The sequence below is a fragment of the Saccharothrix sp. CCNWYY140 genome (assembly GCF_037401995.1).
Classification (GTDB): domain Bacteria; phylum Actinomycetota; class Actinomycetes; order Mycobacteriales; family Pseudonocardiaceae; genus Actinosynnema.
On record NZ_JBBEGC010000044.1, the window covers coordinates 16,933 to 41,340 of the forward strand.

Sequence of the window (24,408 nt, forward strand, 5' to 3'; positions counted from 1 at the left end):
TGCCGTGGTGACGACTTTCCTCGCGACGATCCCCAGCCCGGACCGGGGTGTGTGGCAGCTCGGGCCGATCCCCATCAGGGCGTACGCGCTGTGCATCATCCTCGGCATCATCGTGGCCATCTGGTGGGGCGAGCGCCGGTGGGTGGCCCGTGGCGGGGTGAAGGGCGAGGTCACGGACATCGCCGTGTTCGCCGTGCCGTTCGGGCTCATCGGTGGCCGGCTCTACCACGTGGCGACGGACTGGCAGAAGTACTTCGGCGCGGGCAAGAACCCGTGGGAGGCCTTCGCGATCTGGAACGGCGGCCTGGGGATCTGGGGTGCCATCGCGCTGGGCGGTGTCGGCGCGTGGATCGCGTGCCGCCGCCGGGGCATCCCGCTGCCCGCGATGGCCGACGCGCTGGCGCCGGGCATCGTGACCGCGCAGGCCATCGGCCGGCTGGGCAACTACTTCAACCAGGAGCTCTACGGCGGTCCCACCACGCTGCCGTGGGGTCTGGAGATCTACCAGCGGGTCGACCCGGTGACCAAGTTCGAGGACGAGCTGGGCGGCGTCGCGCTGGACCACACGCCGGTCGAGATCGTCCACCCGGCGTTCCTGTACGAGCTGCTGTGGAACCTGGGTGTGGCGCTGCTGATCGTGTGGGCGGACAAGAGGTTCCGGCTCGGGCACGGCCGGGTGTTCGCGCTGTACGTCGCGGGCTACACGGCGGGCCGGTTCTGGATCGAGCTGATGCGCACCGACCCGGCCACGCAGGTGTTCGGGCTGCGCATCAACGTGATCACCTCGGTCGTGGTGTTCCTGGGCGCGGTGGTCTACTTCGTGCTGGCCGCGAAGCGCGGCGACCGGGAGGTCATCGTCCGCGGCGAGGCGGGCGAGGGCGAAACCCCCGACACCCCCGAATCCCCGTACGCCACCACCGGGGGCAACCTGAATCCCCGCGGCGGGGGCAGCGACGGCAACCTCGAGCCACACGACGACGGCACCGACGGCGACCTCGAGCCGCACGACACCGACCCGGACCCGGACTCCGAGTCGGCCAAGGTGCCCGACACCAAGTCCGCCGACGAGCCGGCCGACAAGGCCGCCGGGAAGCCGACCGAGTGAGGCGGTAGGGCCGATGCGCATCCTCGTCGTCGAAGATGACGACCGGGTGGCTCGTGGCCTGCTGACCGCCCTCAAGCACGCGGGCTACGAGGTCCACCGGGCGGCCACGGCCGCCGCCGCGCTCGCCGCGCCGCCGGCGGACGTGGTGCTGCTGGACCTCGGCCTGCCGGACCGCGACGGCCTGGAGGTGCTGCGCGAACTGCGCCACCGACCGGGCACGGCGGTCATCACGGTGACCGCCCGCGGCGAGGAGCGCGAACGCGTCCTGGGCCTGCGGGCGGGCGCGGACGACTACGTGGTCAAGCCGTTCGGCACCGCCGAACTCCTGGCCCGTATCGAAGCCGTCCTGCGCCGAACCCGCGCGGCCCGCGCCGCGGAGGACCACACCGACCGCCTCACCCTGGGCACGGTCGTGCTGGACCCGGCCACGCGCGAGGCGACCATCGCGGGCACCCCGGTCACCCTGACCCGCAAGGAGTTCGACCTGCTGGCACTGCTGGTGCGGCGGGCGGGCGCGGTGGTCAGCCGGGACTTGATCGTGGACCAGGTGTGGCAGGCGCACTGGGAAGCCCCGTCCCGCACCCTGGACACCCACATAGCGGCCCTGCGCGGCAAACTCGGCGACGCCCTGAAGATCGAAACAATCCGCGGCGTCGGCTACCGAGCCGCCCCCAACACCTGACCCAGCCCTCGGCCCGGCCTGACCCGCCCCAGCCCGCCCTGACTCGCCCGCCCCGCTTCGGCGGGCCTTGGCCCGGTCCAACTCGCCCGGCGGCGCGCGCCCAACCCAGGCCGCCCCGCGCCCGGCCCAGCCCGGCGCGCGCCCGCCCTGCCCGCGCCTGCCGCCCCGCGCCCCGCCCGCGTCCCAACCTCTGCCCAGCCGCCGCCTCAGCCCTGGCCCGTGCGTCCGTGTCCGCGTGAAGGGCGGGGGCCGGTGGGGCAGGATGGCGGCGGGAACCCCGTGACGAGGTGTGATGCTGCGTCGACTGCTCGTCCTGATCGTGCCGTTGCTGGTGGCGCTCGTCGCTGCCCTCGGTGTGCCGCTCGCCTTCGCCGTCGTCCAGAGCGAGGGCCAGGAGACCTACCTCGACCGGCTGGGGGACGCGAGTCGGTTCGCCTCGCTCGCCGAGAACGCGTTGGCCTCCAACCGGCGCACGGCCCTGCGCGAGGAGATGGTCCGCTACGACCAGCTCTACGGCATCGCCGCCGCCCTGGTCAGCACCGACCGCAGCATCGTCGAGAGCTCTCGCCAGCCCTTCCCCCTCTCCGACCCGGACGTCGACGCCGGCCTGAGGGCCGCGTTCAGCGGCTACCGCGGCGAGGCCGACCAGTCGGTGTGGCCGTGGGAGGACAAGAACCTCGTGGTCGTCGAACCGGTCGGGCGGGACAGCGAGGTCGTCGCCGCGGTCGTGACGATCTCGCCGACCGGCGGGCTGCGGGCGGCGATCCTGCGCCAGTGGGGGCTGCTGACCCTCATCGGGCTGGTGCCGATGCTCGCCGTCATCGCCGTCGCCTGGCCGATGTCGCGGTGGGTGCTGCGGCCGATCCGCACCCTGGACGAGGCCACCGCGGCCGTCGCGGGCGGGAAGCTCGACGCGCGGGCCGACGAGGTGAACGGGCCGCCCGAGTTGCGGCGGTTGGCCGCCTCCTTCAACGCGATGGTCGACGTGGTGGGGCGGGCGCTGCGCCGGCAGCGTGCGTTCGTGTCCGACGCCTCCCACCAGCTGCGCAACCCCCTCGCGAGCCTGCGCCTGGCGGTAGACAACCTCGCGCCGCACGTCACCGACGACGCCGGCCGGGAAGCCCAGCGCATCGCCGTGGACGAGGCGGAGGAGATGGGCCGCGTCCTGGACGCCCTGCTCGCCGCCACCCGGCTGGACAGCGCGTCCGCCGCCGAACCGGTCGACGTCGACTCGCTGCTCGCCACCCACGTCCCCGGCTGGCGCGCGCTGGCCGGCGGCACCCGGCTCCAGGTCGACGTCCCGCCCGGCCTGCGCGTCCTGGAACCGCCCGGCGGCCTGGGCAGCGTGCTGGACGAGCTGGTCGGCAACGCCGTCCGCCTCTCCGGCGCGACCACCATCCGCATCTGGGGCCACCGCGCGGACGACCGGGTCGAACTGCACGTCACCGACGACGGCGAGGGCCTGTCCGACGAGGACCGGGTGCTGGCGTTCGAGCGGTTCTGGCGCGCGCCGCGCCACCAGAACACCGCGGGCACGGGACTGGGCCTGGCCATCTGCGCCGAACTGATCGCGGGCGCCGGCGGACGCCTCGAACTCCGCCCCGCCACCCCGCACGGCCTCGACGCCGTCGTCACCCTCAGGGCCGGAGTCAGCCCCGGGCCTGGAGTCGGTCCCGGGCCTGGAGTCAGCCCCGGGACCGGAGTCAGCCCCGGGAGCGGCGTCAGCGCTTGACCGACCGGAACCAGCGCTCGGCGCCCTTGTGCAGCGGCACCTGGCCGGTCGCGATCCCGGTCCGCACGTTGATCCGCGACGCCTCCGGGTGCCCGGCCGCGATGCGCTCGGACTGCGTGTAGACCGTCCGCGTCACCACCTCCACCACGGCCGGGTCCAGCGCGGTCCGGGCGAGCAGCAGGTTGGGCACCGCGAAGGTCTGGCACGGACCCAAAGCGCCGTACGTGGTGGCCGGGATCGTCACCGGCACGTACGGACCGGGGTACACCCGCGCCAGCTCGGTCGCCTCGCCGGGCAGGTCCAGCAGCCGCACGGGGAACGACCCGAGCAGCCCGGTGATCGCCGGCGTCGGGATGCCGGTCAACGCCAGCAGCGCGTCGATCGTGCCCGCCGCCAGCCGCTGCGCCGCGTCGGCGTGGGCCATCCGCAACGCCTCCACCTCCACGCCCAACAGCTCGAACAGCCGGGTCGCGGTGAACTCCGTGCCGGACTCGCGGGGACCGAAGGACACCCGCTTCCCGACCAGGTCCGCCACCCGGTAGACCGGCGCGCCGGCGGGCACGACGATCTGGAGGAAGCTGTCGTACAGCCGCCCGACGGCGCTGATCCCGTTGGGGTCGTCGGCGCTGAGCAGCGCCTGACCCATCAAAGGGTCCAAAGAGGACAGTCCAAGGTGCACTTCGCCGGCGCCGAGCAGCCGGATGTTCTCCACCGACGCTCTGGTCGGCCGCGCCACGACCCGGGTGTCCGGGAACTCGTCGGCCAACGCCTGCGCCAACGCACCGCCCACCTCGCGGAACACGGCCCCGTCCGGCCCGGTGGCCAGCACCAGCTCACCCGGCGCGGGCGGTCCACCGGACGTGCACGAGGCCCACGCGGGCACCCCCGCCGCGAGAGCGGCGAGCAGCACCGACCGCCGGGACACCTGCACGCCCGAAGCCTAAGCCCCCGACGCCCGCGCCCCCGAGCCGCGGAGCCCACCTGTTCGTCGCCACCCCCTGGGGGATTGGGCCACTCGGGCGGGTGAACGGCGTGTTACGTCAGAGGGATCTGAAGTTTCCGCCGGGCGTCTTGTCGCAGGTCGGGGCTGTGCTCAGGATCACTGACCAACCCCCAGCCGTCAGCGGCCCCCTTGGAGGACGACGTGGTCACCGCCCCAACCCGAGAGCGCAAACCGATCTACAAGCACCTGTACTTCTGGGTGCTGGTGTCGATCGTGCTGGGCGTCATCGTGGGCTACGCCTTCCCGGCGCAGGCCGCGGGCATGAAGTGGCTGGCGGACTTCTTCGTCGCCCTGGTCAAGGTCGTCATCGCGCCGACGATCTTCTGCACGGTCGTGGTCGGCATCGCCGGGCTGGGCAACCTCGCCAAGGCGGGCGGCCTGGCGTTGCGGACGATCGTGTACTTCACCGCGATGACCACGGTCGCGCTGGCGATCGGCCTGGTCGTGGTCAACATCGTGGCGCCGGGGCACCACGGGCCGGCGATCCCGATCAACGGCGACGCCGCCGCGAAGACGCTGGCCGACGCCAAGACCGCCGAGACCGGGGTCACCGGGTTCATCCTCAGCCTGGTGCCGAAGTCCTTCGTCGGCGCGTTCACCGACGGGCAGCTGATCCAGGTGCTCGTGGTGGCCATCCTGGTGGCGGTGGCCGTGGCGGGCATGGGCAAGCGCGGCGAGAAGGTCGTGTCCGCGCTGGACACCTTCGCCAAGGTCATGTTCGGCGTCATCAAGATCGTCATGTACGCGGCGCCGATCGGCGCGTTCGGCGGCATCGCCTACACGATCGGCAAGTTCGGCGGCACGATCCTGGGCAAGCTCGCGTGGCTGATGGGCTCGTTCTACGCGACCTGCCTGCTGTTCATCCTGGTGGTGCTGGGCGGTGTCGCGCTGTACGCCGGGTTCTCGATCTTCAAGTTCCTCCGGTACATCAAGGACGAGCTGCTGATCGTGCTGGGCACGTCCTCGTCGGAGTCGGTGCTGCCGCGGATGCTGGTGAAGCTGGAGGCGGCGGGCGCGGACAAGTCCGTGGTGGGCCTGACCATCCCGACCGGCTACTCGTTCAACCTCGACGGCACGTGCATCTACCTGACGATGGGCGCGATCTTCATCGCCCAGGCGACCGGGCACGACGTGGGCGTGGGCACGCAGATCGGCCTGCTGCTGTTCATGCTGCTGGCGTCCAAGGGCGCGGCGGGCGTGACCGGCGCGGGCCTGGTGACGCTGGCGGCGTCGCTGACGGCGTTCGAGGCCAACAGCGCGATCCCGGCCGTGGGCATCGCCCTGATCGTGGGCATCGACCGGTTCATGTCCGAGGCGCGGGCGATCACCAACGTCATCGGCAACGGCGTGGGCACCCTCGTGGTGGCCCGCTGGCAGGGCCAGCTCGACCGGACCCGGCTGCGGGAGGTCATGGACAACCCGACCCAGGTGGACGTGGACGAGCTGCTGGACCGCCAGCACGCCGACGACCACGCGGAGGACGACCGGGTGCCGGTGGGCGCCGGAGCCGGCCGCTCCTCCTGACCGCACCTCGAGAGCCCCTCGGCGACCCCGCGCAGGCGTCGCCGAGGGGCTCTTCCGCGCAAGACCGAAGCTTCGGGGCGTGACGTCCGGTTGCGGAGCGTCATGGTGCCGTGTGAGCATCACTCATCGACCAAAACGCCACCCACCTGGGTGAACTCGGTCGGCACGCGCGGTTGTCGGCAAGCTCTCACCGCTGCGCGGAACGTGCGCTACTGGGTTATGCTTAACAACGCGTAACAAGGTCAGGGCCAATGTCGCTCCGCCCACCCGAATCGTTACGCGTCAATGACCGGGATCACCCGTTGGATGGTGTGCCTCGGTTTCGCGACTGTTAAAGTCGCGTCAACACGCGGGCCATCGTCGTCCCGTGCCCAGCAACCGGATTCCTAGGAACTGGACACGAGGACTCGTTCTTTCGTAGGACGACGAAGGAGGTCTGCGCAGTGATCTTCTCCGCCATCCCGTCCCCGCAGGGCCTGTACGACCCGGCCGCGGAACGTGACGCCTGTGGTGTGGCGATGGTCGCCGACATCCAGGGGCGGCGGTCGCACGGCATCGTGGTGGACGCGCTGACCGCGTTGGCGAACCTGGAGCACCGCGGCGCGGCCGGCGCCGAGCCGACCAGCGGCGACGGCGCGGGCATCCTGCTGCAACAGCCCGACGCCTTCCTCCGCGAGGTCGTCGACTTCCCGCTGCCCGAGGCCGGCCGCTACGCCGCCGGTATCGCGTTCCTGCCCGCCGACGACGAGCAGCGCGCCAAGGCGCAAGCGCTTGCGGAGCGGATCGCGCAGGAAGAGGGCCTGACCGTCCTGGGCTGGCGCGACGTGCCGGTGGACCCGGACCTGGCCGACGTGGGACCGACGGCGCGGTCGGTCATGCCCCACTTCGCGATGCTGTTCGTGGCCGCCGAGGCCGGTGTCGAGGGCCTCGCCCTGGACCGGCTCACCTTCGCCCTGCGCAAGCGGGTCGAGCACGAGACCCGCGCGGCCGAGGTCGGCACGTACTTCCCGTCGCTGTCGGCCCGCACGATCGTCTACAAGGGCATGCTGACCACCGGCCAGCTGCCCGCGTTCTTCCCGGACCTGCGCGACGACCGGCTGGCCTCGGCCATCGCCCTGGTGCACTCGCGCTTCTCCACCAACACCTTCCCGTCGTGGCCGCTGGCGCACCCCTTCCGGTACGTCGCGCACAACGGCGAGATCAACACCGTGCGCGGCAACCGCAACCGCATGCGCGCCCGGGAAGCGCTGCTGGCCAGCGACCTGATCCCGGGCGACCTCGCGCGGCTGTTCCCGATCTGCGACCCGGACGGCTCGGACTCCGCGTCCTTCGACGAGGTCCTGGAGCTGCTGCACCTGGGTGGCCGCAGCCTGCCGCACGCGGTGCTGATGATGATCCCCGAGGCCTGGGAGAACCACGCCTCGATGGACCCCAAGCGGCGCGCGTTCTACGAGTTCCACGCCAGCCTGATGGAGCCGTGGGACGGCCCGGCGTGCGTCACCTTCACCGACGGCTCGCTGGTCGGCGCGGTCCTGGACCGCAACGGCCTGCGCCCGGCCCGCTGGTGGCAGACCGCCGACGGCCGCGTGGTGCTCGCCTCCGAGACCGGCGTCCTGGACGTGCCGGCCGACCAGGTGGTCGCCAAGGGTCGCCTCCAGCCGGGCAAGATGTTCCTGGTCGACACCGTCGAGGGCCGCCTGGTCGACGACGACGAGGTCAAGGCCGGACTGGCCGCCGAGCTGCCCTACGACGAGTGGCTGCACGCGGGCCTGCTGGACCTGTCCGACCTGGCCGACCGCGAGCACGTGGTGCAGAGCCACGAGTCCGTGGTCCGCCGCCAGCTCACCTTCGGCTACACCGAGGAGGAGCTGCGCATCCTGCTGGCCCCGATGGCCGTGGGCGGCATGGAGCCGCTGGGCTCGATGGGCACCGACACCCCGGTCGCCGCGCTCTCGCAGCGGTCCCGGCTGCTCTACGACTACTTCGTGCAGAACTTCGCCCAGGTCACCAACCCGCCGCTGGACGCGATCCGCGAGGAGATCGTCACGTCCGTGTCGCGGGTGATGGGCCCGGAGCAGAACCTGCTGGAGCCCGGCCCGGTCAGCTGCCGGCACATCAAGCTGACCTACCCGGTCATCGACAACGACGAGCTGGCCAAGCTCATCCACATCAACGACGACGGCGACCTGCCCGGCTTCGCGTGCACCGTCCTCAACGGACTGTACGAAGTGGACGGTGGCGGCGCCGCGCTGGAGGCCGCGGTCGAGCGGGTCCGGCGCGAGGCGTCCGAGGCGATCGCCGCCGGCGCGCGCATCCTGGTGCTGTCGGACCGCGACTCCGACCACCGCATGGCGCCGATCCCGTCGCTGCTGCTGGTCTCCGCCGTGCACCACCACCTGGTGCGCACCAAGGAGCGGCTGCGCGTCGCGCTGGTCGTGGAGTCCGGCGACGCCCGCGAGGTGCACCACATCGCGGCGCTGCTGAGCTACGGCGCGGCGGCGGTCAACCCGTACCTGGCCTTCGAGACCATCGAGGACCTGATCTCCACCGGCGCGGTCACCGGCATCGAGCCGCGCAAGGCGATCCGCAACTACGTGCAGGCCCTGGTCAAGGGCACGCTGAAGATCATGTCGAAGATGGGCATCTCGACGGTCGGCGCGTACACCGCGGCGCAGGTCTTCGAGGCGGTCGGCCTGTCCAACGAGCTGCTGGGCGAGTACTTCACCGGCACGGTGTCCAAGCTCGGCGGCGCCGGGCTGGAGGTGCTGGCCGAGGAGGTCGCGCTGCGCCACCGCCGCGCGTACCCGGAGAACCCGACCGACCGGGTGCACCGCCGGCTGGAGGTGGGCGGCGAGTACGCCTACCGCCGCGAGGGCGAGCTGCACCTGTTCACGCCGGAGACGGTGTTCCTGCTCCAGCACGCCACCAAGACCGGCAAGCAGGACGTCTACCGCCGCTACACCGAGGAGGTCGAGCGGCTGTCCCGCCAGGGCGGCACGCTGCGCGGCCTGTTCGAGCTGCGCACCGAGGGTCGCACTCCGGTCCCGATCGACGAGGTCGAGCCGGTGTCCTCGATCGTCAAGCGGTTCAACACCGGCGCCATGTCCTACGGGTCGATCTCGGCCGAGGCGCACGAGACACTGGCCATCGCGATGAACCGGCTCGGCGGCCGGTCCAACAGCGGCGAGGGCGGCGAGGACCCCGAGCGCCTCTACGACCCGGAGCGGCGCAGCGCGGTCAAGCAGGTCGCGTCCGGCAGGTTCGGCGTGACCAGCGAGTACCTGGTCAACGCCACCGACATCCAGATCAAGATGGCGCAGGGCGCGAAGCCCGGCGAGGGCGGGCAGCTGCCCGGCTACAAGGTGTACCCGTGGATCGCGCGGACCCGGCACTCCACGCCGGGCGTGGGCCTGATCTCCCCGCCGCCGCACCACGACATCTACTCCATCGAGGACCTGGCGCAGCTGATCCACGACCTGAAGAACGCCAACGAACAGGCCCGCGTCCACGTGAAGCTGGTCAGCGAGGTCGGCGTCGGCACGGTCGCGGCGGGCGTGGCCAAGGCGCACGCGGACGTCGTGCTGATCTCCGGCCACGACGGCGGCACCGGCGCGTCCCCGCTGAACTCGCTCAAGCACGCGGGCACTCCGTGGGAGATCGGCCTGGCCGAGACCCAGCAGACGTTGCTGCTCAACGGCCTGCGCGACCGCATCACCGTCCAGGTGGACGGCGCGCTGCGCACCGGCCGGGACGTCGTGGTCGCCGCCCTGCTCGGCGCCGAGGAGTTCGGTTTCGCCACCGCGCCGCTGATCGTCGCGGGCTGCGTGATGATGCGGGTCTGCCACCTGGACACCTGCCCGGTGGGCGTGGCCACGCAGAACCCCGAGCTGCGCAAGCGCTACACCGGCCAGGCCGAGCACGTGGTGAACTTCTTTGAGTTCGTCGCGCAGGAGGTCCGGGAACACCTGGCGGCACTGGGTTTCCGCACCATCGACGAGGCCGTGGGCCACGCCGAGCTGCTGCGCACCGACTCCGCCGTCGAGCACTGGAAGGCGTCGGGCCTGGACCTGACGCCGGTGTTCGAGGTGCCCGACACCCCGTACCGCACGGCCAAGCGCCGGGTCCGCGAGCAGGACCACGGCCTGGCGCAGGCGCTGGACCGCACGCTCATCCAGCTCGCCGAGGCGGCGCTGGAGGACGCGCACCCGGTGCGCCTGGAACTGCCGCTGCGCAACGTCAACCGCACCGTCGGCACGCTGCTGGGCGCGGAGGTCACCCGCCGGTTCGGCGGCGACGGCCTGCCCGACGACACCATCCACGTGACCTTCACCGGGTCCGCGGGCCAGTCGCTGGGCGCGTTCCTGCCGCGCGGCATCACGCTGGAGATGGTCGGCGACGCCAACGACTACGTCGGCAAGGGCCTGTCCGGCGGGCGGATCGTCGTGCGCCCGCACCCGGACGCGCCGTTCGCCGCCGAGCAGCAGGTCATCGCGGGCAACGTGATCGGCTACGGCGCCACCTCCGGCGAGATCTTCCTGCGCGGACGCGTCGGCGAGCGGTTCTGCGTGCGCAACTCCGGTGCGCTCGCGGTCGCCGAGGGCGTGGGCGACCACGCGTTCGAGTACATGACCGGCGGCCGGGCCGTGGTGCTCGGCCCCACCGGCCGCAACCTCGCGGCCGGCATGTCCGGCGGCATCGCCTACGTGCTCGACCTCGACCCCGCCGACGTCAACCAGGCGATGGTCGAGCTCCAGCGGCCCGGCGCGGACGACCTGCGCTGGCTGCGCGACGTGGTGGAGAAGCACCACAAGCTGACCGGGTCGGCCGTGGCCGCGTCGCTGCTGGGCGACTGGCCCCGCCGGTCCGCATCGTTCACCAAGGTCATGCCCGGCGACTACCAGCGCGTGCTCGAAGCGATGCGGCTCGCTCGCGCGGAGGGCAGGGACGTCGACCAGGCGATCATGGAGGCCTCCCGTGGCTGACCCGTACGGTTTCCTCAAGCACACCCGCAAGGACGCCCCGAAGCGGCCCGCCGCCGAGCGGCTGGACGACTGGCACGAGGTGTACGCGCACGTCGAGCCGGAGGTCCGCGACCGCGAGGTGCGCACCCAGGCCACCCGGTGCATGGACTGCGGCATCCCGTTCTGCCACTCGGGGTCGGCGGGCTGCCCGCTGGGCAACCTGATCCCCGAGTGGAACGACCTGGTCCGCCGCGGCGACTGGGAGATGGCCTCGGAGCGGCTGCACGCCACCAACAACTTCCCGGAGTTCACCGGGCGGCTGTGCCCGGCGCCGTGCGAGGCGGCGTGCGTGCTGGCGATCAGCCACGACGCCGGCGGCGCGGTGGCGATCAAGCGGGTCGAGGAGACCATCGCGGACGTCTCGTGGGAGCAGGGGCTCGTCCAGCCCTGGCAGTCCCACGTGTCGACCGGGAAGCGCGTCGCGGTCGTCGGCTCCGGCCCGGCCGGGTTGGCGGCGGCCCAGCAGTTGACCCGCGCCGGCCACGAGGTCACCGTCTTCGAGCGGGACGACCGGCTCGGCGGGCTGCTGCGCTACGGCATCCCCGAGTTCAAGATGGAGAAGAAGGTCCTGGACCGGCGGCTGGCCCAGCTGCGCCGGGAGGGCACCAAGTTCGTCACCGGCTGCGAGGTCGGCGTGGACCTGACGGTCGAGGAGCTGCGCGAGCAGTTCGACGCCGTGGTCCTGGCGGTCGGCGCGCTGCGCGGCCGGGACGACACCACCACTCCGGGGCGCGACCTCAAGGGCATCCACCTGGCGATGGAGCACCTCGTGCCCGCCAACCGCGCGTGCGAGGGCGACGGCGCGCCGGCCATCGACGCCGCCGGCAAGCACGTCGTGATCATCGGCGGCGGCGACACGGGCGCGGACTGCTACGGCACCGCGTCCCGACAGGGCGCGGCGTCGGTCCTCCAGCTCGACCAGTACCCGCAGCCGCCGTCGCAGCGCGACGACGCGCGGTCCCCCTGGCCGCTGTGGCCGTGGATCCTGCGCACCTACCCCGCCCACGAGGAGGCGGGGGAGCGGAAGTTCGCGGTCGCGGTGGAGAAGTTCATCGGCGACGAGGACGGCCACGTGCGCCAGATCCAGCTGCGCAAGGTGCGGGTGGAGAAGGACGCCTCCGGGCGGCGGCAGGTCGTGCCGACGTCGGAGGAGGTCGAGGTGCTGCCCGCGGACCTGGTGCTGCTGGCGATCGGCTTCGAGGGCGTCGAGCACATGCCGCTGCTGGACGGCTTGGGCGTCCCGCTGACCACGCGCGGCACCATCTCGTGCGGCTCGGACTGGCAGACGCAGGCGCCGGGCGTGTTCGTGTGCGGCGACGCCCACCGGGGCGCGTCCCTGGTGGTGTGGGCGATCGCGGAGGGCCGCTCGGTGGCCAACGCGGTCGACAGGTTCCTCACCGGCTCGTCGGACCTGCCCTCCCCGGTCATCCCCAACCAGCTGCCGCTCGCGGTGGTGTAGTCCTCCGGGCTTTGTGAGGGAGCGGTCCACTCCGGACCGCTCCCTTTTTCGTGCGTAACGGCGGGGCCACTTCTCCCGACGCTATCCCCAAAGCCAGGGAGGTGTGGGCGATGACGTCCGACGCGCTGCTGTCCCGCCTGGCCGCCACGCGCGCCCGCTACGAAGGTCGTGCCGCACAGCGCAAGCACGCGCGCACGACGGTGGAGCGCCGGGGCGTCCTGCACACCGACACCCCGCACCGCGTCACCCACCGCCTCGACCGGCTGGGCATCGACTGGCAGTTGGCCGCGGCCGTCGAGGGCGGCGCGTCGGTGCTGCGGTCGGGTCCGCGCGAACTGGACCTGGACCGGCTGCTGGGCCGCAACTGCGTGGTGGACGCCGGGTTCCTGGACTGCGGCCTGGCGGCGGCGCGGGCCGTGGGGCGGGTGCGGGTGGCCGGGCGGTGCGCGACCGGGGTGCTCATCTCGCCGGTCCTGCTGCTGACCACCAACACCGCGTTGCCCAGCGTGACCGACGCGGCACGGGCCGAGGTCGAGTTCGACGACGGGGCGACCGAGCTGTGCCCGGAGCGGTTCTTCGTGACGGACCTCGTGCTGGACTTCACCGTGGTGGCCGTGCGGGAGGGGTCGTTACCGCCCCACCTGCACCTGGTCGAGCAGGAGGGGAAGGCGATCCTCGGTGAGCGGCTGACCTCGGTGCGGTTCCCGGCGGACGGGCCGAAGCAGTTCGGATTGCGCGAGCATGTGCTCGTGGACGTGCTGGACAACTACGTGCACTACGAGCCGGGGTTGGAGGTGTCCGGCGGTCCGGTCTTCAACGACCAGTGGGAGGTCGTCGCGCTGCACCACTCGGGCGTGGCGGACGGCAGCGCGTGGCCGGCCGGCGAGGGCGTGCGGATCAGCCGGGTGCTCCGGTCGCTGCGCGAACGCCCGCTCACCGGCGAGGCGGCCCACCTGCGCGCCCAGGTCTTCGACCCGGCCACCCCGCTCGTGGTCGAAGCCGACTCGGAACTGCGAGCGGCCCTGGTCAACCTGGACATCGGCCGCAACCGCGTCTACTACGACCCGGACGCCGACCGGCACGCCCGCGATCGCTACTACGCCGGCGTCCACCCGTCCCGCCAGTCCCTGCACGAGCTGCTGACCACCACCCACGTCCGCCGTCCCGCGTACCGCCCGTGCCGGATGCTGTACCCGTGGGTGGACCTGCACCCGGACCTGAAGCTGCGCAGCCTGCACTCGGGCGCGGCACTGGACCCGGTCGAGCTGATCCGGGCCGACGTCGAGGCGGAGGCGGCGCGGGCGAGGCGGTTCCGCGACCTGGCGGCGGTGGGCCTGCCCGACCCGGGGACGCTGCTGGCGGAGTTCGACGTCCTGGAGCAGGCCCTGCCGTTCCACTGCGAGCACGCCGTGCCCCAGACCCTGTTCGACCGCCGCGAACCCATGCGGGGCGACCTGCACCACCAGTTCGCCCGCGAGGTCGGCGACGTGCGGCCGGACCCGTGGGAGAGCAACGGCCAGGTGGCCCGCGCGACCCTGTACTTCCTGGTCCGCTACCCCGGGATCGTGGACGACGCCCTGGTGCCGGAACTGATCAGGTGGCACGAACGCGACCCGGTCACCGACCACGAACTGCACCGGAACGCGGCCATCGCCGAGATCCAGGGCAACCGCAACCCCTTCGTCGACCACCCGGGCTGGGCGCTGGACGTCTGACTACCGCACCGGCTTCACCGACCGGATGTGGCCCACCAGGAACTCGCGCTGCTCGCCGTGCGGGTCGTTGGCCGTCAGGTTGCCGGCCGCGTGGTCCACCGGCGTGATCACGTGCCGGATGGTCGTGCGCGGACCGTCGGCCACCGCGATCTCCACCGACGTCCTGGTCACCAGCGCCTCGGCCAGCAGCACGACCTCCGAGTCCGGCAGCACCAGCGACTGGTCGCGCAGCAACCGCACGGTGGTCAACCGCTTCGACTCCACCCTCGGCGGCATGAGCCGGGGTCGGGGGCGTTCCCGCTCCAGCAGGGCCACGGCCAGTTTGCCCAGCTCCTGGTCGGTCAGCGACGCCCGCCAGCGCCGCCACGCCGGGATCTTCCGGGGCGGCGGCTCGACGCGGCGGCGCGGGGTCCGGTCGAGCACGCCGTCCGCCGTGGGGGCGTAGCCGGCGGCCCGCAGCAGGGCCAGCGTCTCGTCCGCCGGTTTCGCCGAGGCCAGCACGGTGGGGCCCAGCAACTGCAACGACAACGGTGTCAGGGAGCGGTGGCCCGCGATCTCGGTCAGCAGCTCCGGGTCGTCCGCCCGCACGCAGCTGGCCACCGCGGTCACGCTGATCCGCCCGTGCCGCCGCGCCACCTCCCGCACCAGGTGCTCGACCGGCTGCGGCACGCCGTGCTCCGCGATCGACGCCAGCCGGGCCAGCAGGCGGTCGGGGGTGTGGCCCGCGTCCAGTGCCCGGCGCACGCTCGCGCCGGTGAACCGCCAGCCGCCCTCGGCGGCGTCGGCGGCCAGGTCCAGCACGGCGGACAGCTCGTCGTCGGGCAACCCGCCGACCACCGCGGTCAGGTCCGGGCGCAGCAACGCCGTGGTCACCGCCGGCGGGACGAAGCGGTCCGCCACCTCCGACTCGCGCCCCGCCAGCACCGCCCGGCCCAAGGCCGTCAAGGCGCCCAGGGCCACCAGCCCGATCGCCTCCGCCTCGACCAGGGCGGCCTCCGTCACGACGGAACCGTGGAAAGCGGGTTGGGTCCACGACAGCTCCGCCACCACCTCGTGCCGGTGCTCGAAGGCCTCGTCCTCGCCCAGCAGCGCGAACTGCTCCAGCACCCCGCGCCGGGTGATGTCACCGCACGACAACGGGTCCGCCAGCGCCGGCCGCGACTTCCCCGGCTGCCACACCATCCGCGGCCACGCCTTGGCCAGCGCCGCCAGGCGGTCCGACGGCGGGGCGCCGCGCCACGCGTCCGACCGGGTCGTCGGCACCACCCGCCGGTCGCAGTCCGCGGGCGCCAACAACCGCGCCTCGACGGCCAGTTCCAGCCACAGCCGGGTCCGCGCCTCGTCGGCCCGCAGCAGCGCCGCGATCCGCCGCAGCTCCCGCACCCCGACCCCGCCCCGCGCGCTGACCACCTCGCCGTCGCACAGGTCGACCAGCCGGGTCACGCCGTCCACAGTGGACGTCGCGAACGCGGTCGCGGCCCGGTCGGCGAACACCCGGTTCTGCACCACCCGCCGGGGCGCGCGCGGCGCGGGCGTGATCCGCCGGGGCGGTTCCAGGGCGGACGGGCGCAGGTTCGGCGCCACGCACAGCGCGTCGCCCACCGGCCACACCAGCGCCCGCGCCCGCAGCTCGGCCAGCGTCCGCTTCAGCTCGGCCCGCCCGGCCTTCCCGTTGCACCGCAGGCTCTCCGCGAGCGCGTCCACGCCGACCCGGTCCTCGGGACCCCGCAGCGCGAGCACCGCGTCCAGCACGTCCCGGCAGCCCCGGTCCAGGCCCTCCACCGCCAGGCGCAACGACGACGCCGTCGACAGCTCGTCGGCCAGCGCGCGCAGCGACCGCGGCCGGGTGTCCGCCGCGTCCCGGCGCAGCGCGAGGACGTCCTTGAGACCCGGCGCGTCGAGTTCGCGCAGCCAACCGGCCAACGCCGATTTCCTACCCACTCAGCCGATTATGCACATAACGTCACCGGTCCGTGATTGTCCGCTATAGAGCGTTCGAATGGTGCCACGAATGGACGAACGTAAGCTGTGCGCCGTGGAATTCACGGGCTTCGGAGAGCACGCCATCGACTTCTTCGACGGCTTGGCGGTCGACAACTCGAAGGCGTTCTGGGAGGACAACAAGCACGTCTACCAGTCCGACGTGCGCGCGCCGATGGAGGCGCTGCTGGCGGAGCTGGAAGGCGAGTTCGGCAAAGGTAAGGTCTTTCGGCCCTACCGGGACGTGCGCTTCAGCAAGGACAAGACGCCGTACAAGGACCACTGCGGCGGCATCGTCGAACTCGGGCGCGGCGGCGGCGCGCACTACGTCCAGGTCGGCACCGCGGGCCTGTTCGTCGCGGGCGGCTCGTTCGCGATGGCCTCCGACCAGATCGCCCGCTACCGCGAGTCGGTCACCGACGACCTGCGCGGCCAGGCCCTGGAGAAGATCCTGAAGAAGCTCGCCGGGCAGGGGTGGGAGGTGCGCGGCGACAAGCTCAAGCGCGCCCCGAAGGGCGTCGACCCCGAGCACCCGCGCGTGGAGCTGGCCAAGCACAAGCGGCTCTACGTGGCGAAGGTGTGGCCGCCCGACGACACCCTGCACGAGCCGGAGTGCCTCGACCGCGTCCGCGGGGCCTGGCGCGAGGTGAACCCACTGGTCGACTGGTGCGCCGACCACATCGGCGTCACCGAGGTCGGGTTCCGCTGAGCGCGCGCCGCGCCACCAGCCACCCCAGCCCGATGCCCAGGACGTCCACCAGGCCGTCCACGACGTCCCCGCCGCGCCCCAGGCTCGTGACCACCGCCTGCACCACCTCCGACACCGCCGCGTAGGCCACCAGCCCGCCCAGCAGCGGCCACAGCGGCAGCCGCGCCCACAGCCCGGTCCCCGCCAGGAGGGCGAACAGCAGCGTGTGCACGACCTTGTCGGTGCCCGGCGGGGAGTCCGGGACGCCTGACTGGGGGGTGAACAGCACGATGACGCTGAGCAACACGGCGGTCACGAACGGGAGGATTCTGCGGCCCACACCCCAGATTCTGCCTGTTTCGGCGAGATTACCCCCCGGTACATCCTGATCGGTCCAGTGAAGGGGACTAGTCTCTCCAGACGTGAGTCGACGCGCGAAGATCGTCTGTACGCTGGGCCCTGCCACCGCGACCGAGGACAAGGTCAACGAGCTGGTAGCGGCCGGTATGGACGTGGCCAGGATGAACTTCAGCCACGGCAGCCATGCCGACCACAAGCAGGTCTACGACCTGGTCCGCGCCGCATCGGACCGCAGCGGGCGCGCGGTGGGCATCCTCGCCGACCTCCAGGGCCCCAAGATCCGGCTCGGCCGGTTCGCGCACGGCCCCGTCGAGTGGCGCACCGGTGACGTCGTCCGGGTGACCGTCGAGGACGTCGAGGGCACGCACGACCGCGTCTCCACCACCTACAAGCAGCTGGCGCAGGACGCCAAGGTCGGCGACCGGCTGCTGGTGGACGACGGCAAGGTCGGCCTGGTCGTGACCGACGTCGAGGGCCCGGACGTGGTCTGCGAGGTCACCGAGGGCGGCCCGGTCAGCAACAACAAGGGCCTCTCGCTGCCCGGCATGGACGTGTCCGTGCCGGCGCTGTCGGAGAAGGACATCGAGGACCTGGAGTTCGCGCTCAACCTGGGCGTCGACTTCATCGCCCTGTCCTTCGTCCGCTCGCCGGCCGACATCGACCTGGTGCACCAGGTGATGGACCGCGTCGGCCACGGCCGCCGCCCGGTCATCGCCAAGGTCGAGAAGCCCGAGGCGGTGGACAACCTCGAGGCCATCGTGCTGGCGTTCGACGGCGTGATGGTCGCCCGCGGCGACCTGGGCGTCGAGCTGCCGCTGGAGCACGTCCCGCTGGTGCAGAAGCGCGCGATCCAGATCGCCCGCGAGAACGCCAAGCCGGTCATCGTGGCGACCCAGATGCTCGACTCGATGATCACCAACTCGCGCCCGACCCGCGCCGAGACCTCCGACGTGGCCAACGCCGTGCTCGACGGCGCGGACGCGCTGATGCTGTCCGGCGAGACGTCCGTGGGCCGGTACGCCATCGAGACCGTGCGCACGATGGGCCGGATCATCGAGGCCGTCGAGACCGAGTCCGTGCAGGTCCCGCCGCTGACCCACGTCCCGCGCACCAAGCGCGGCGTCATCTCCTACGCGGCCCGCGACATCGGCGAGCGGCTCAACGCCAAGGCCCTGGTCGCGTTCACGCAGTCGGGTGACACGGTGCGCCGCCTGGCCCGCCTGCACACCCACCTGCCGCTGCTGGCGTTCACGCCGGAACCGAGCGTGCGCAGTCAGCTTTCTCTCACGTGGGGCACCGAGACGTTCCTGGTGCCTAAGGTGGACTCGACGGACGAGATGGTCCGCCAGGTGGACCAGTCGATGCTGCACATCGGCCGGTACCAGCCCGGCGACCTGGTCGTCGTCGTGGCAGGCTCCCCGCCTGGCACCATCGGCTCGACCAACCTCATCCGGGTGCACCGCCTGGGGGAGGAAGACCACGCTTAGGGGATGACGTGACCGAGGCTGCCCGTGCCGCCGCTACCGCCGGCTACGCGGACGTACCGCTGGACACCGACGGCGTACCGCACGGGCAGCCCGTGCTCGACCGCCTCGTGGCGCTGCTGGACCTGGAGCGCATCGAGGAGAACATCTTCCGCGGGGTGTCGCCCGCCGAGTCCCCCGTGAGGGTGTTCGGCGGTCAGGTAGCGGGCCAAGCCCTGGTGGCCGCGGGGCGGACCGTCCCGCCGGAGCGCCGGGTGCACTCCCTGCACTCGTACTTCATCCGAGGCGGTGACCCGACCGTCCCGATCGTGTACGAGGTCGACCGCATCCGCGACGGCCGGTCGTTCACGACCCGGCGAGTGGTCGCGGTGCAGCACGGCAAGGCGATCTTCGCCCTGTCGGCCTCGTTCCAGCTCGACGAGGACGGCATGGACCACTTCGAGCCCATGCCCGCGGTCCCGTCACCGGACTCCCTGCCCACCTACGCCGAGTCGGCGACCGGGTACCTGGAGAAGGTCGGCATGGCCCGGCTGCCTCGCCCCATCGACATCCGGTACGTGACCGAGCCGCCGTGGCGTGCGCGCGAGGACGGCCCGGGCGAGGCCCGCAGCCAGGTGTGGATGCGCGCGGACGGCAAACTGCCCGACGACGACATGCTGCACGTGTGCGTGCTGGCGTACGCGTCGGACATGACCCTGCTGGACTCGGTCCTGGTCCGCCACGGCGTGTACTGGGGCACCGACAAGCTGCTGGGCGCCTCCCTGGACCACGCCATGTGGTTCCACCGCCGCTTCCGGGCTGACGAGTGGTTCCTGTACGACTGCGAGTCCCCTTCGGCATCCGGCGCGCGCGGCCTGGCCACGGGCCGGTTCTACGCCCAGGACGGCCGCTTGGTCGCGACCGTGGTCCAGGAAGGCCTGCTCCGCTTGATGCGATGACTTCGCTACACTCGGTGATGAGGAGAGCGCTGGATGAGAGGTGGGTTCGAAATGAGCGCCATGCTGTGGCCCGACCACCTGCTCACACTCGAAGAGTGGGACGCGCTGCCGGAGAACGAGTCGCATCACCTTGAGCTGGTCGAAGGAGTCCTGGTCGTGACGCCGAGGCCGGCATCGAAGCATCAACTCGCGCTGAAGCGCCTGGGTACCTGGTTCGACGAGCAACTGCCGCAGGACTTCTGTGCGGTGCCCGATGTCGACATCCTCGTGGACCCGGTGCCTCCCGTCACTGTGCGTGCTCCAGACTTCGTCGTCGTCCCGACTGAGCGCGCGATGCAGCACCCGGCGCGCTTTGACGCCGACGATGTCTTGCTGGCAGTGGAGATCGTGTCGCCTGGGACTGGGCGCACCGACCGCATCGTCAAGCCAATCGAGTACGCCGACGCCGGCATCCCGCACTACTGGCTGCTGGAACTGGACGACCCGATCACCTTGACCGCGTTCGACCTGGTCGACGGCGGCTACAAGGTCGTGGCGAGCGGGAACGGGAAGGTCGAGGTCCTCAACCCCTTCCCGGTCACGTTCGACCTGCCCGCCCTGGTCACGCGTTAGACCGCAGCGCCTCCCACATCGCCCGGACGTGCTCCTCGCGGGTCGCCTCGGCCCCGATGGCGACCCGGACCGCGAACCGGCCGTTCACCGTCGTGTGGGTGAGGAACGCTGTGCCGGCCGCGTTGACCGCGTCCATCGCTCGCCGTGTGGCCTCGTCGCCGTCGCGGTGGGCGATGGTGACCAGGGACAGGGAGCGCGGGACGACCAGTTCCCAGTTCTCGTCGGTTTCCACCCACTCCGCGAGCTTCGCCGCGAGGTCCACGTGCCCGCGCAGGTGGGCGCGCACGCCCTCCAGGCCGTACCAGCGCAGCACCGACCACAGCTTCAACGACCGGAACCGGCGGCCCAGCGGGATCTGCCAGTCGCGGTAGTCCACGACCGCGCCGGACTCCGTGGCGCTGTTGCGCAGGTACTCCGGCAGGATCGTCAGCGCGTCCACCAGGACATCGGGGTGCGCGGTCCAGAACAGGGACAGGTCGAACGCCGTCAGCATCCACTTGTGGGCGTTGGCGCAGAACGAGTCCGCCCGCTCGACCCCCGCGAAGATCCCCCGGAACTCCGGGCACAGCGCCGCCGGACCCGCCCACGCGGCGTCGACGTGCAGCCAGATCCCGTGTCGCGCGCACACCTCGGCGATCTCGGCGACGGGGTCGACCGCGCCCGTGCCCGTGGTGCCGATGGTGGCGCACACCAGCACCGGTCGCCGTCCACTGTCCACATCGGACTGGATCTGGCGTGCGAGCTCGGCGACATCCATCGCCAGCACGTCGTCGACCGGGATCGACCGCACCGATTCCTCACCCAGGCCGGCCATGCGGGCGGCCCGCTCGATGGACGAATGCGTCTGCGAGGACACGTAAACCGTCTCGGTACCGTCCACACCGGACTGTCGCCACTTGCCCGAACCCCGGTGCAGCGCGGCGAGCATGGCGACCAGTGCGGCCGAGGACGCGGTGTCCTGGATGACGCCGCCCCCGACGAACGCGGATGGCAGGCCCATCGCGCCGACCAGCTCGTCCATCAGGTGCTGTTCGACCTCGGTGGCGGCCGGCGAGGTGGACCACAGCATCCCCTGCACGCCCAGGCCGGACGAGATCAGGTCGCCCAGCACCGACGGCAGGGACGCGTTGGACGGGAAGTACGCGTAGAACCCCGGGTGCTGCCAGTGGGTCGTGCCCGGCACCACGACCCGGTCCAGGTCGTCGAGCAGGCCGGTGAAACCCTCGCCCCGTTCCGGGAGCGGGGTCAGCTGTGAGCGCACCCAGCCGGGCTCGACCTGCGACCGCACGGGCAGGTCGCCGACGCGCTCGCGGTAGTCGGCGATCCAGTCGATCACCTCGTGGCCGATGCGGCGGAACTCGTCAGGCTGCATACCCGCACGTTAACCGGTGTGCGCCCGACCTCGTGAACGGCCTACACCCGGCGCCGGCGGTGGGTCGGGCGGCGGTCGGTGGGTGGGGTCAGGGCTCGGGTCTCGACGCGTTCCAGCACGACCGAGCTGGTCAGGTTGCGCACCTCGGTGCGCGAGGCGATCTTGTCCATCAGGAAGGCCTGCAAGTGGGTGCTGTCGGCCACCGCGATGTGGATCAGGAAGTCCGCCGTCCCGCTGACGTGGAACAACGAGCGCGTCTCCGGCTGCGCCATCACGAACGCCCGGAACGCGGCCACCACCGGCCGGGTGTGCGGCCGGACGTTCACCGACACCACCGCCTCCAGCGGCAGGCCCGTCGTGCGCGGGTCGACCACCGCGTGGAACCCGGTGATCACGCCCAGGTCCCGCAGGCGGCGCACCCGTTGCAGGCACGTCGAGGGCGCGAGCCCGACCAGGTCGGCCAGGGTCCGGTTCGGCAGGGTGGCGTCGTTCTGCAACTCCTCCAGAATGCGCCAGTCAACCGAATCCAGTTCGGCTACTTCCGTCACAGCCGAACACTCTACTGAACCGGTGGCGCAGAACCGAACCTCCATCGTGGACTGTCCGCCGTGCACATCGCTTGGACCTCCTTCCTGCTGGCCCTCGTGGTGATCACGATCGTCCCCGGCCCGGACTTCGTGCTCGTCACCGGCAACGCCGTGCGCGGCCTGCGCCTGGGCGCCCTCACCGCGCTGGGCGTGCTGACCGGCCTGCTCGTGCACGCGACCCTGGCCACGGTCGGCCTGTCCGCCCTCGTCGCCGCCGCGCCCACGGCCCTGCTCGTGGTCAAGGCGGTCGGCGCGGTCTACCTGGTGTACCTGGGCGTGATGACCCTGCGCTCACGCGGCGCGGCGACGGCGCCCCCGCGCTCGGACCGGTCGGTGTTCCTGCGCGGCTTCCTGTGCGACCTGCTCAACCCGAAGGTCATGCTGACCTTCCTCAGCCTCGTCCCGCAGGCGATGGACCCGACCGCCCCACCCCTGCCCCAGGCGGCGCTGCTGTCGGCGGTCGCGGTGGGCGTGTTCGCCGCGTTCTGGGCGGTGGTCGTCCCGATCGCCGGCCGCCTGGCCACCCTCCTGACCCGCCCGAAGGTCCGCCCGGTCTTCGAACGCCTCTGCGGCACGGCCCTCATCGGCATGGCCGCCTCCGTCCTGGCCGCCTGACTGCATCAAACGGCCCACCGCGCTCATCTCGGAAGTCGTCGGCACCCCGCCGGCCGCTCACCCCCGAGGAGTGCACGATGGCCACCAAGAACAGAACCGGGCCGGCCGCCCTGGCGATCGCCGCCGCGGCCCTGCTGACCAGCGCCGTACCGTCCGCCGGAGCGAACCCGACACCGGCGAGCCCGGCCACCGCGCCGAGCCTCGCGCCGACCTGGTCCAGCCACTTCGGCGCGGGCAAGTACTACGCGTCGCCGGTCGTGGCGGGCGAGCACGTCTACGTCGGCGACGAGAACGGCCACCTGACCAAGTTCCCGCTGGCCACCGGGACGGCCGGCCCCGGCTTCACCCCGACCTGGAGCACGAACGAGTGCTTCAACGGCATCTACGGCAAGGCCGCCGTGGGCCACGGCAAGGTCTTCGTCAGCACCATCGCGGGCTTCGTGTGCGCGTTCGACGACGTGACCCCGCCGGTTCCCGGCCCGGACGGCGTCCCGCGCCCCCGGCTCGTGTGGCGGACGCAGATGCCGAGCAAGGGCTGGGCGAACGGCCCGGTCCTGGTCGGAGACACGGTCTACGCGACGGGCCACAACGGTGACGTCCTCGCCCTGGACCAGGCCACCGGCACGGCCACCTGGACCGCCAACGTCGGCGGCTCCGACGCCCAGCACCCCCTGCTGGCCTCGCCGACCGTGCTCGGCGGCACCGTCTACGTCGGCACCTTCGACGGGCGGATCATGTCCGTCATCCCGCCGACCGCCGGCGCCACCGGGACCGCGACCCGCATCCAGGGCTTCGAGGGCCGGATCGCCGACGTGCTGGCCACCGACGGCACCCACCTGTACGCGGCGGTCAACCACCCGTCGTCCCCGCACTCGGGCACCGTGCGCGCGGTGTCGGTGACGACCGGCGGCGCGATCCGGTGGAACTACGACACCGGCCGCCCGTCCACCTACAGCGGCCGGGTCCAGGCCCCGGCGGTGGTGGATGGCATCGTGTACGTGCCGACCAAGACCCACATCGTCTACGTCGACAGCGAATCCGGGCTGTGGGCCAAGGCGACCGCCGACGCCGGCCTGAACCAGCCGACCACCCCGGCGGTGGTCAACGGCGTCGCCTACACGGGCGGCATCGCGGCGGGCGGCGCGGCGAGCGGGGCGTTCCAAGCCTTCGACGCCAAGACCGGGGCGCTGCTCTACTACTCGCGGACCGACACCGTGGCCAACACCAGCCCGGCGGTCGCGCCGGACGGCAAGGTGCTCCTCGGCGGCGGCAACAGCGGTCAGGGCGGCGGCGTCGTGTGGGCCTACGCGCCGGCGAACTACCAGGTCAACCGCTGAGCGGCACTCAGCCGCAGTGCCGCCGACCGCTGCCCGCGCGTTCGGCGGCACTCGCCCGCGGACCGCTGCCCGCGCGTTCGGCGGCTCTCATCCGCCGACCCGGCTCGTCGTCCCGGGCCGTCGACTTCTGCCCGGAAGTCCGTCCATCGGGGCGGCGACCGGACCGGTGGGCCGACCTAGGGTCCGACCGTGCG

18 protein-coding genes are annotated in these 24,408 nt (G+C 72.2%); 13 read left to right on the plus strand and 5 right to left on the minus strand.

Annotation, left to right across the window (positions count from 1 at the left end; genetic code table 11):
- Positions 1 to 7: 7 nt before the first annotated feature.
- The 3 genes from lgt (at position 8) to WBN91_RS20470 (ending at position 3,519) form a co-directional block, all read left to right on the plus strand.
- The gene (gene lgt, locus WBN91_RS20460) at positions 8 to 1,105 is read left to right on the plus strand and encodes a prolipoprotein diacylglyceryl transferase (RefSeq protein WP_443217761.1); all 1,098 of its coding nucleotides are present in this window, start codon (positions 8 to 10) and stop codon (positions 1,103 to 1,105) included.
- Positions 1,106 to 1,118: 13 nt separating this feature from the next.
- Positions 1,119 to 1,787, plus strand: a complete 669-nt coding sequence (locus WBN91_RS20465) for a response regulator transcription factor (protein ID WP_337725064.1) — start codon at positions 1,119 to 1,121, stop codon at positions 1,785 to 1,787.
- A gap of 292 nt (positions 1,788 to 2,079) precedes the next feature.
- The gene (locus tag WBN91_RS20470; protein WP_337725063.1) at positions 2,080 to 3,519 is read left to right on the plus strand and encodes a sensor histidine kinase; all 1,440 of its coding nucleotides are present in this window, start codon (positions 2,080 to 2,082) and stop codon (positions 3,517 to 3,519) included.
- Here WBN91_RS20470 and WBN91_RS20475 read toward each other — a convergent pair.
- Positions 3,509 to 4,450, minus strand: a complete 942-nt coding sequence (locus WBN91_RS20475; protein ID WP_337725062.1) for a TAXI family TRAP transporter solute-binding subunit — start codon at positions 4,448 to 4,450, stop codon at positions 3,509 to 3,511. The genes WBN91_RS20470 and WBN91_RS20475 overlap by 11 nt on opposite strands.
- Before the next feature lie 213 nt (positions 4,451 to 4,663).
- On the opposite strand from WBN91_RS20475, the gene dctA reads away from it, so the two are divergent.
- The 4 genes from dctA to WBN91_RS20495 all read left to right on the plus strand — a co-directional run bounded on the left by dctA (position 4,664) and on the right by WBN91_RS20495 (position 14,241).
- On the plus strand, positions 4,664 to 6,046 hold the full coding sequence (gene dctA, locus WBN91_RS20480; protein WP_337725061.1) for a C4-dicarboxylate transporter DctA: 1,383 nt from the start codon (positions 4,664 to 4,666) through the stop codon (positions 6,044 to 6,046).
- Positions 6,047 to 6,489: 443 nt separating this feature from the next.
- Positions 6,490 to 11,028 carry a glutamate synthase large subunit gene (gene gltB, locus WBN91_RS20485; protein WP_337725060.1) on the plus strand — a complete coding sequence of 1,513 codons (4,539 nt, stop codon included), beginning with the start codon at positions 6,490 to 6,492 and terminating at the stop codon, positions 11,026 to 11,028.
- The gene (locus WBN91_RS20490) at positions 11,021 to 12,526 is read left to right on the plus strand and encodes a glutamate synthase subunit beta (RefSeq protein ID WP_337725059.1); all 1,506 of its coding nucleotides are present in this window, start codon (positions 11,021 to 11,023) and stop codon (positions 12,524 to 12,526) included. Before gltB ends, WBN91_RS20490 begins: the two co-directional genes overlap by 8 nt.
- Positions 12,527 to 12,636: 110 nt before the next feature.
- Positions 12,637 to 14,241 (plus strand): endonuclease, encoded by a 1,605-nt coding sequence (locus tag WBN91_RS20495; RefSeq protein WP_337725058.1) that lies wholly within the window; start codon positions 12,637 to 12,639, stop codon positions 14,239 to 14,241.
- Here WBN91_RS20495 and WBN91_RS20500 read toward each other — a convergent pair whose 3' ends face one another.
- Complete coding sequence (locus WBN91_RS20500; protein ID WP_337725057.1) at positions 14,242 to 16,182, minus strand: helicase-associated domain-containing protein; 1,941 nt, start codon at positions 16,180 to 16,182, stop codon at positions 14,242 to 14,244.
- Positions 16,183 to 16,276: 94 nt separating this feature from the next.
- On the opposite strand from WBN91_RS20500, the gene WBN91_RS20505 reads away from it, so the two are divergent.
- The gene (locus tag WBN91_RS20505) at positions 16,277 to 16,930 is read left to right on the plus strand and encodes a DUF2461 domain-containing protein (RefSeq protein WP_337725093.1); all 654 of its coding nucleotides are present in this window, start codon (positions 16,277 to 16,279) and stop codon (positions 16,928 to 16,930) included.
- On the opposite strand, the gene WBN91_RS20510 is transcribed toward WBN91_RS20505, so the two are convergent.
- Complete coding sequence (locus WBN91_RS20510; protein ID WP_337725056.1) at positions 16,908 to 17,249, minus strand: VanZ family protein; 342 nt, start codon at positions 17,247 to 17,249, stop codon at positions 16,908 to 16,910. The two genes, WBN91_RS20505 and WBN91_RS20510, sit on opposite strands and share 23 nt — an antisense overlap.
- Before the next feature lie 82 nt (positions 17,250 to 17,331).
- Between WBN91_RS20510 and pyk the strand changes: the two genes are divergently transcribed.
- Genes pyk through WBN91_RS20525 form a run of 3 tightly spaced genes read left to right on the plus strand, consistent with a single transcriptional unit; the run spans position 17,332 to position 20,303 of the window.
- Positions 17,332 to 18,756, plus strand: a complete 1,425-nt coding sequence (pyk, locus tag WBN91_RS20515) for a pyruvate kinase (protein WP_337725055.1) — start codon at positions 17,332 to 17,334, stop codon at positions 18,754 to 18,756.
- An 8-nt stretch (positions 18,757 to 18,764) separates the two neighbouring features.
- A complete protein-coding gene (gene tesB / locus WBN91_RS20520; RefSeq protein ID WP_337725053.1) occupies positions 18,765 to 19,691 on the plus strand; it encodes an acyl-CoA thioesterase II in 927 nt (308 codons plus the stop codon).
- Between the two features lie 51 nt (positions 19,692 to 19,742).
- Positions 19,743 to 20,303: a Uma2 family endonuclease gene (locus tag WBN91_RS20525; protein WP_337725052.1), complete on the plus strand. Its 561-nt coding sequence runs from the start codon at positions 19,743 to 19,745 to the stop codon at positions 20,301 to 20,303.
- Here the strand turns inward: WBN91_RS20525 and WBN91_RS20530 are convergent.
- Both WBN91_RS20530 and WBN91_RS20535 read right to left on the minus strand, forming a co-directional pair.
- Positions 20,293 to 21,675 carry a pyridoxal phosphate-dependent decarboxylase family protein gene (locus WBN91_RS20530; RefSeq protein ID WP_337725051.1) on the minus strand — a complete coding sequence of 461 codons (1,383 nt, stop codon included), beginning with the start codon at positions 21,673 to 21,675 and terminating at the stop codon, positions 20,293 to 20,295. The genes WBN91_RS20525 and WBN91_RS20530 overlap by 11 nt on opposite strands.
- Before the next feature lie 41 nt (positions 21,676 to 21,716).
- The gene (locus WBN91_RS20535; protein ID WP_337725050.1) at positions 21,717 to 22,223 is read right to left on the minus strand and encodes an Lrp/AsnC family transcriptional regulator; all 507 of its coding nucleotides are present in this window, start codon (positions 22,221 to 22,223) and stop codon (positions 21,717 to 21,719) included.
- 60 nt (positions 22,224 to 22,283) lie between these two features.
- Between WBN91_RS20535 and WBN91_RS20540 the strand changes: the two genes are divergently transcribed.
- Both WBN91_RS20540 and WBN91_RS20545 read left to right on the plus strand, forming a co-directional pair.
- On the plus strand, positions 22,284 to 22,877 hold the full coding sequence (locus WBN91_RS20540; RefSeq protein WP_337725049.1) for a LysE family translocator: 594 nt from the start codon (positions 22,284 to 22,286) through the stop codon (positions 22,875 to 22,877).
- Positions 22,878 to 22,954: 77 nt separating this feature from the next.
- The gene (locus WBN91_RS20545) at positions 22,955 to 24,214 is read left to right on the plus strand and encodes an outer membrane protein assembly factor BamB family protein (RefSeq protein ID WP_337725048.1); all 1,260 of its coding nucleotides are present in this window, start codon (positions 22,955 to 22,957) and stop codon (positions 24,212 to 24,214) included.
- Positions 24,215 to 24,408: the final 194 nt, after the last annotated feature.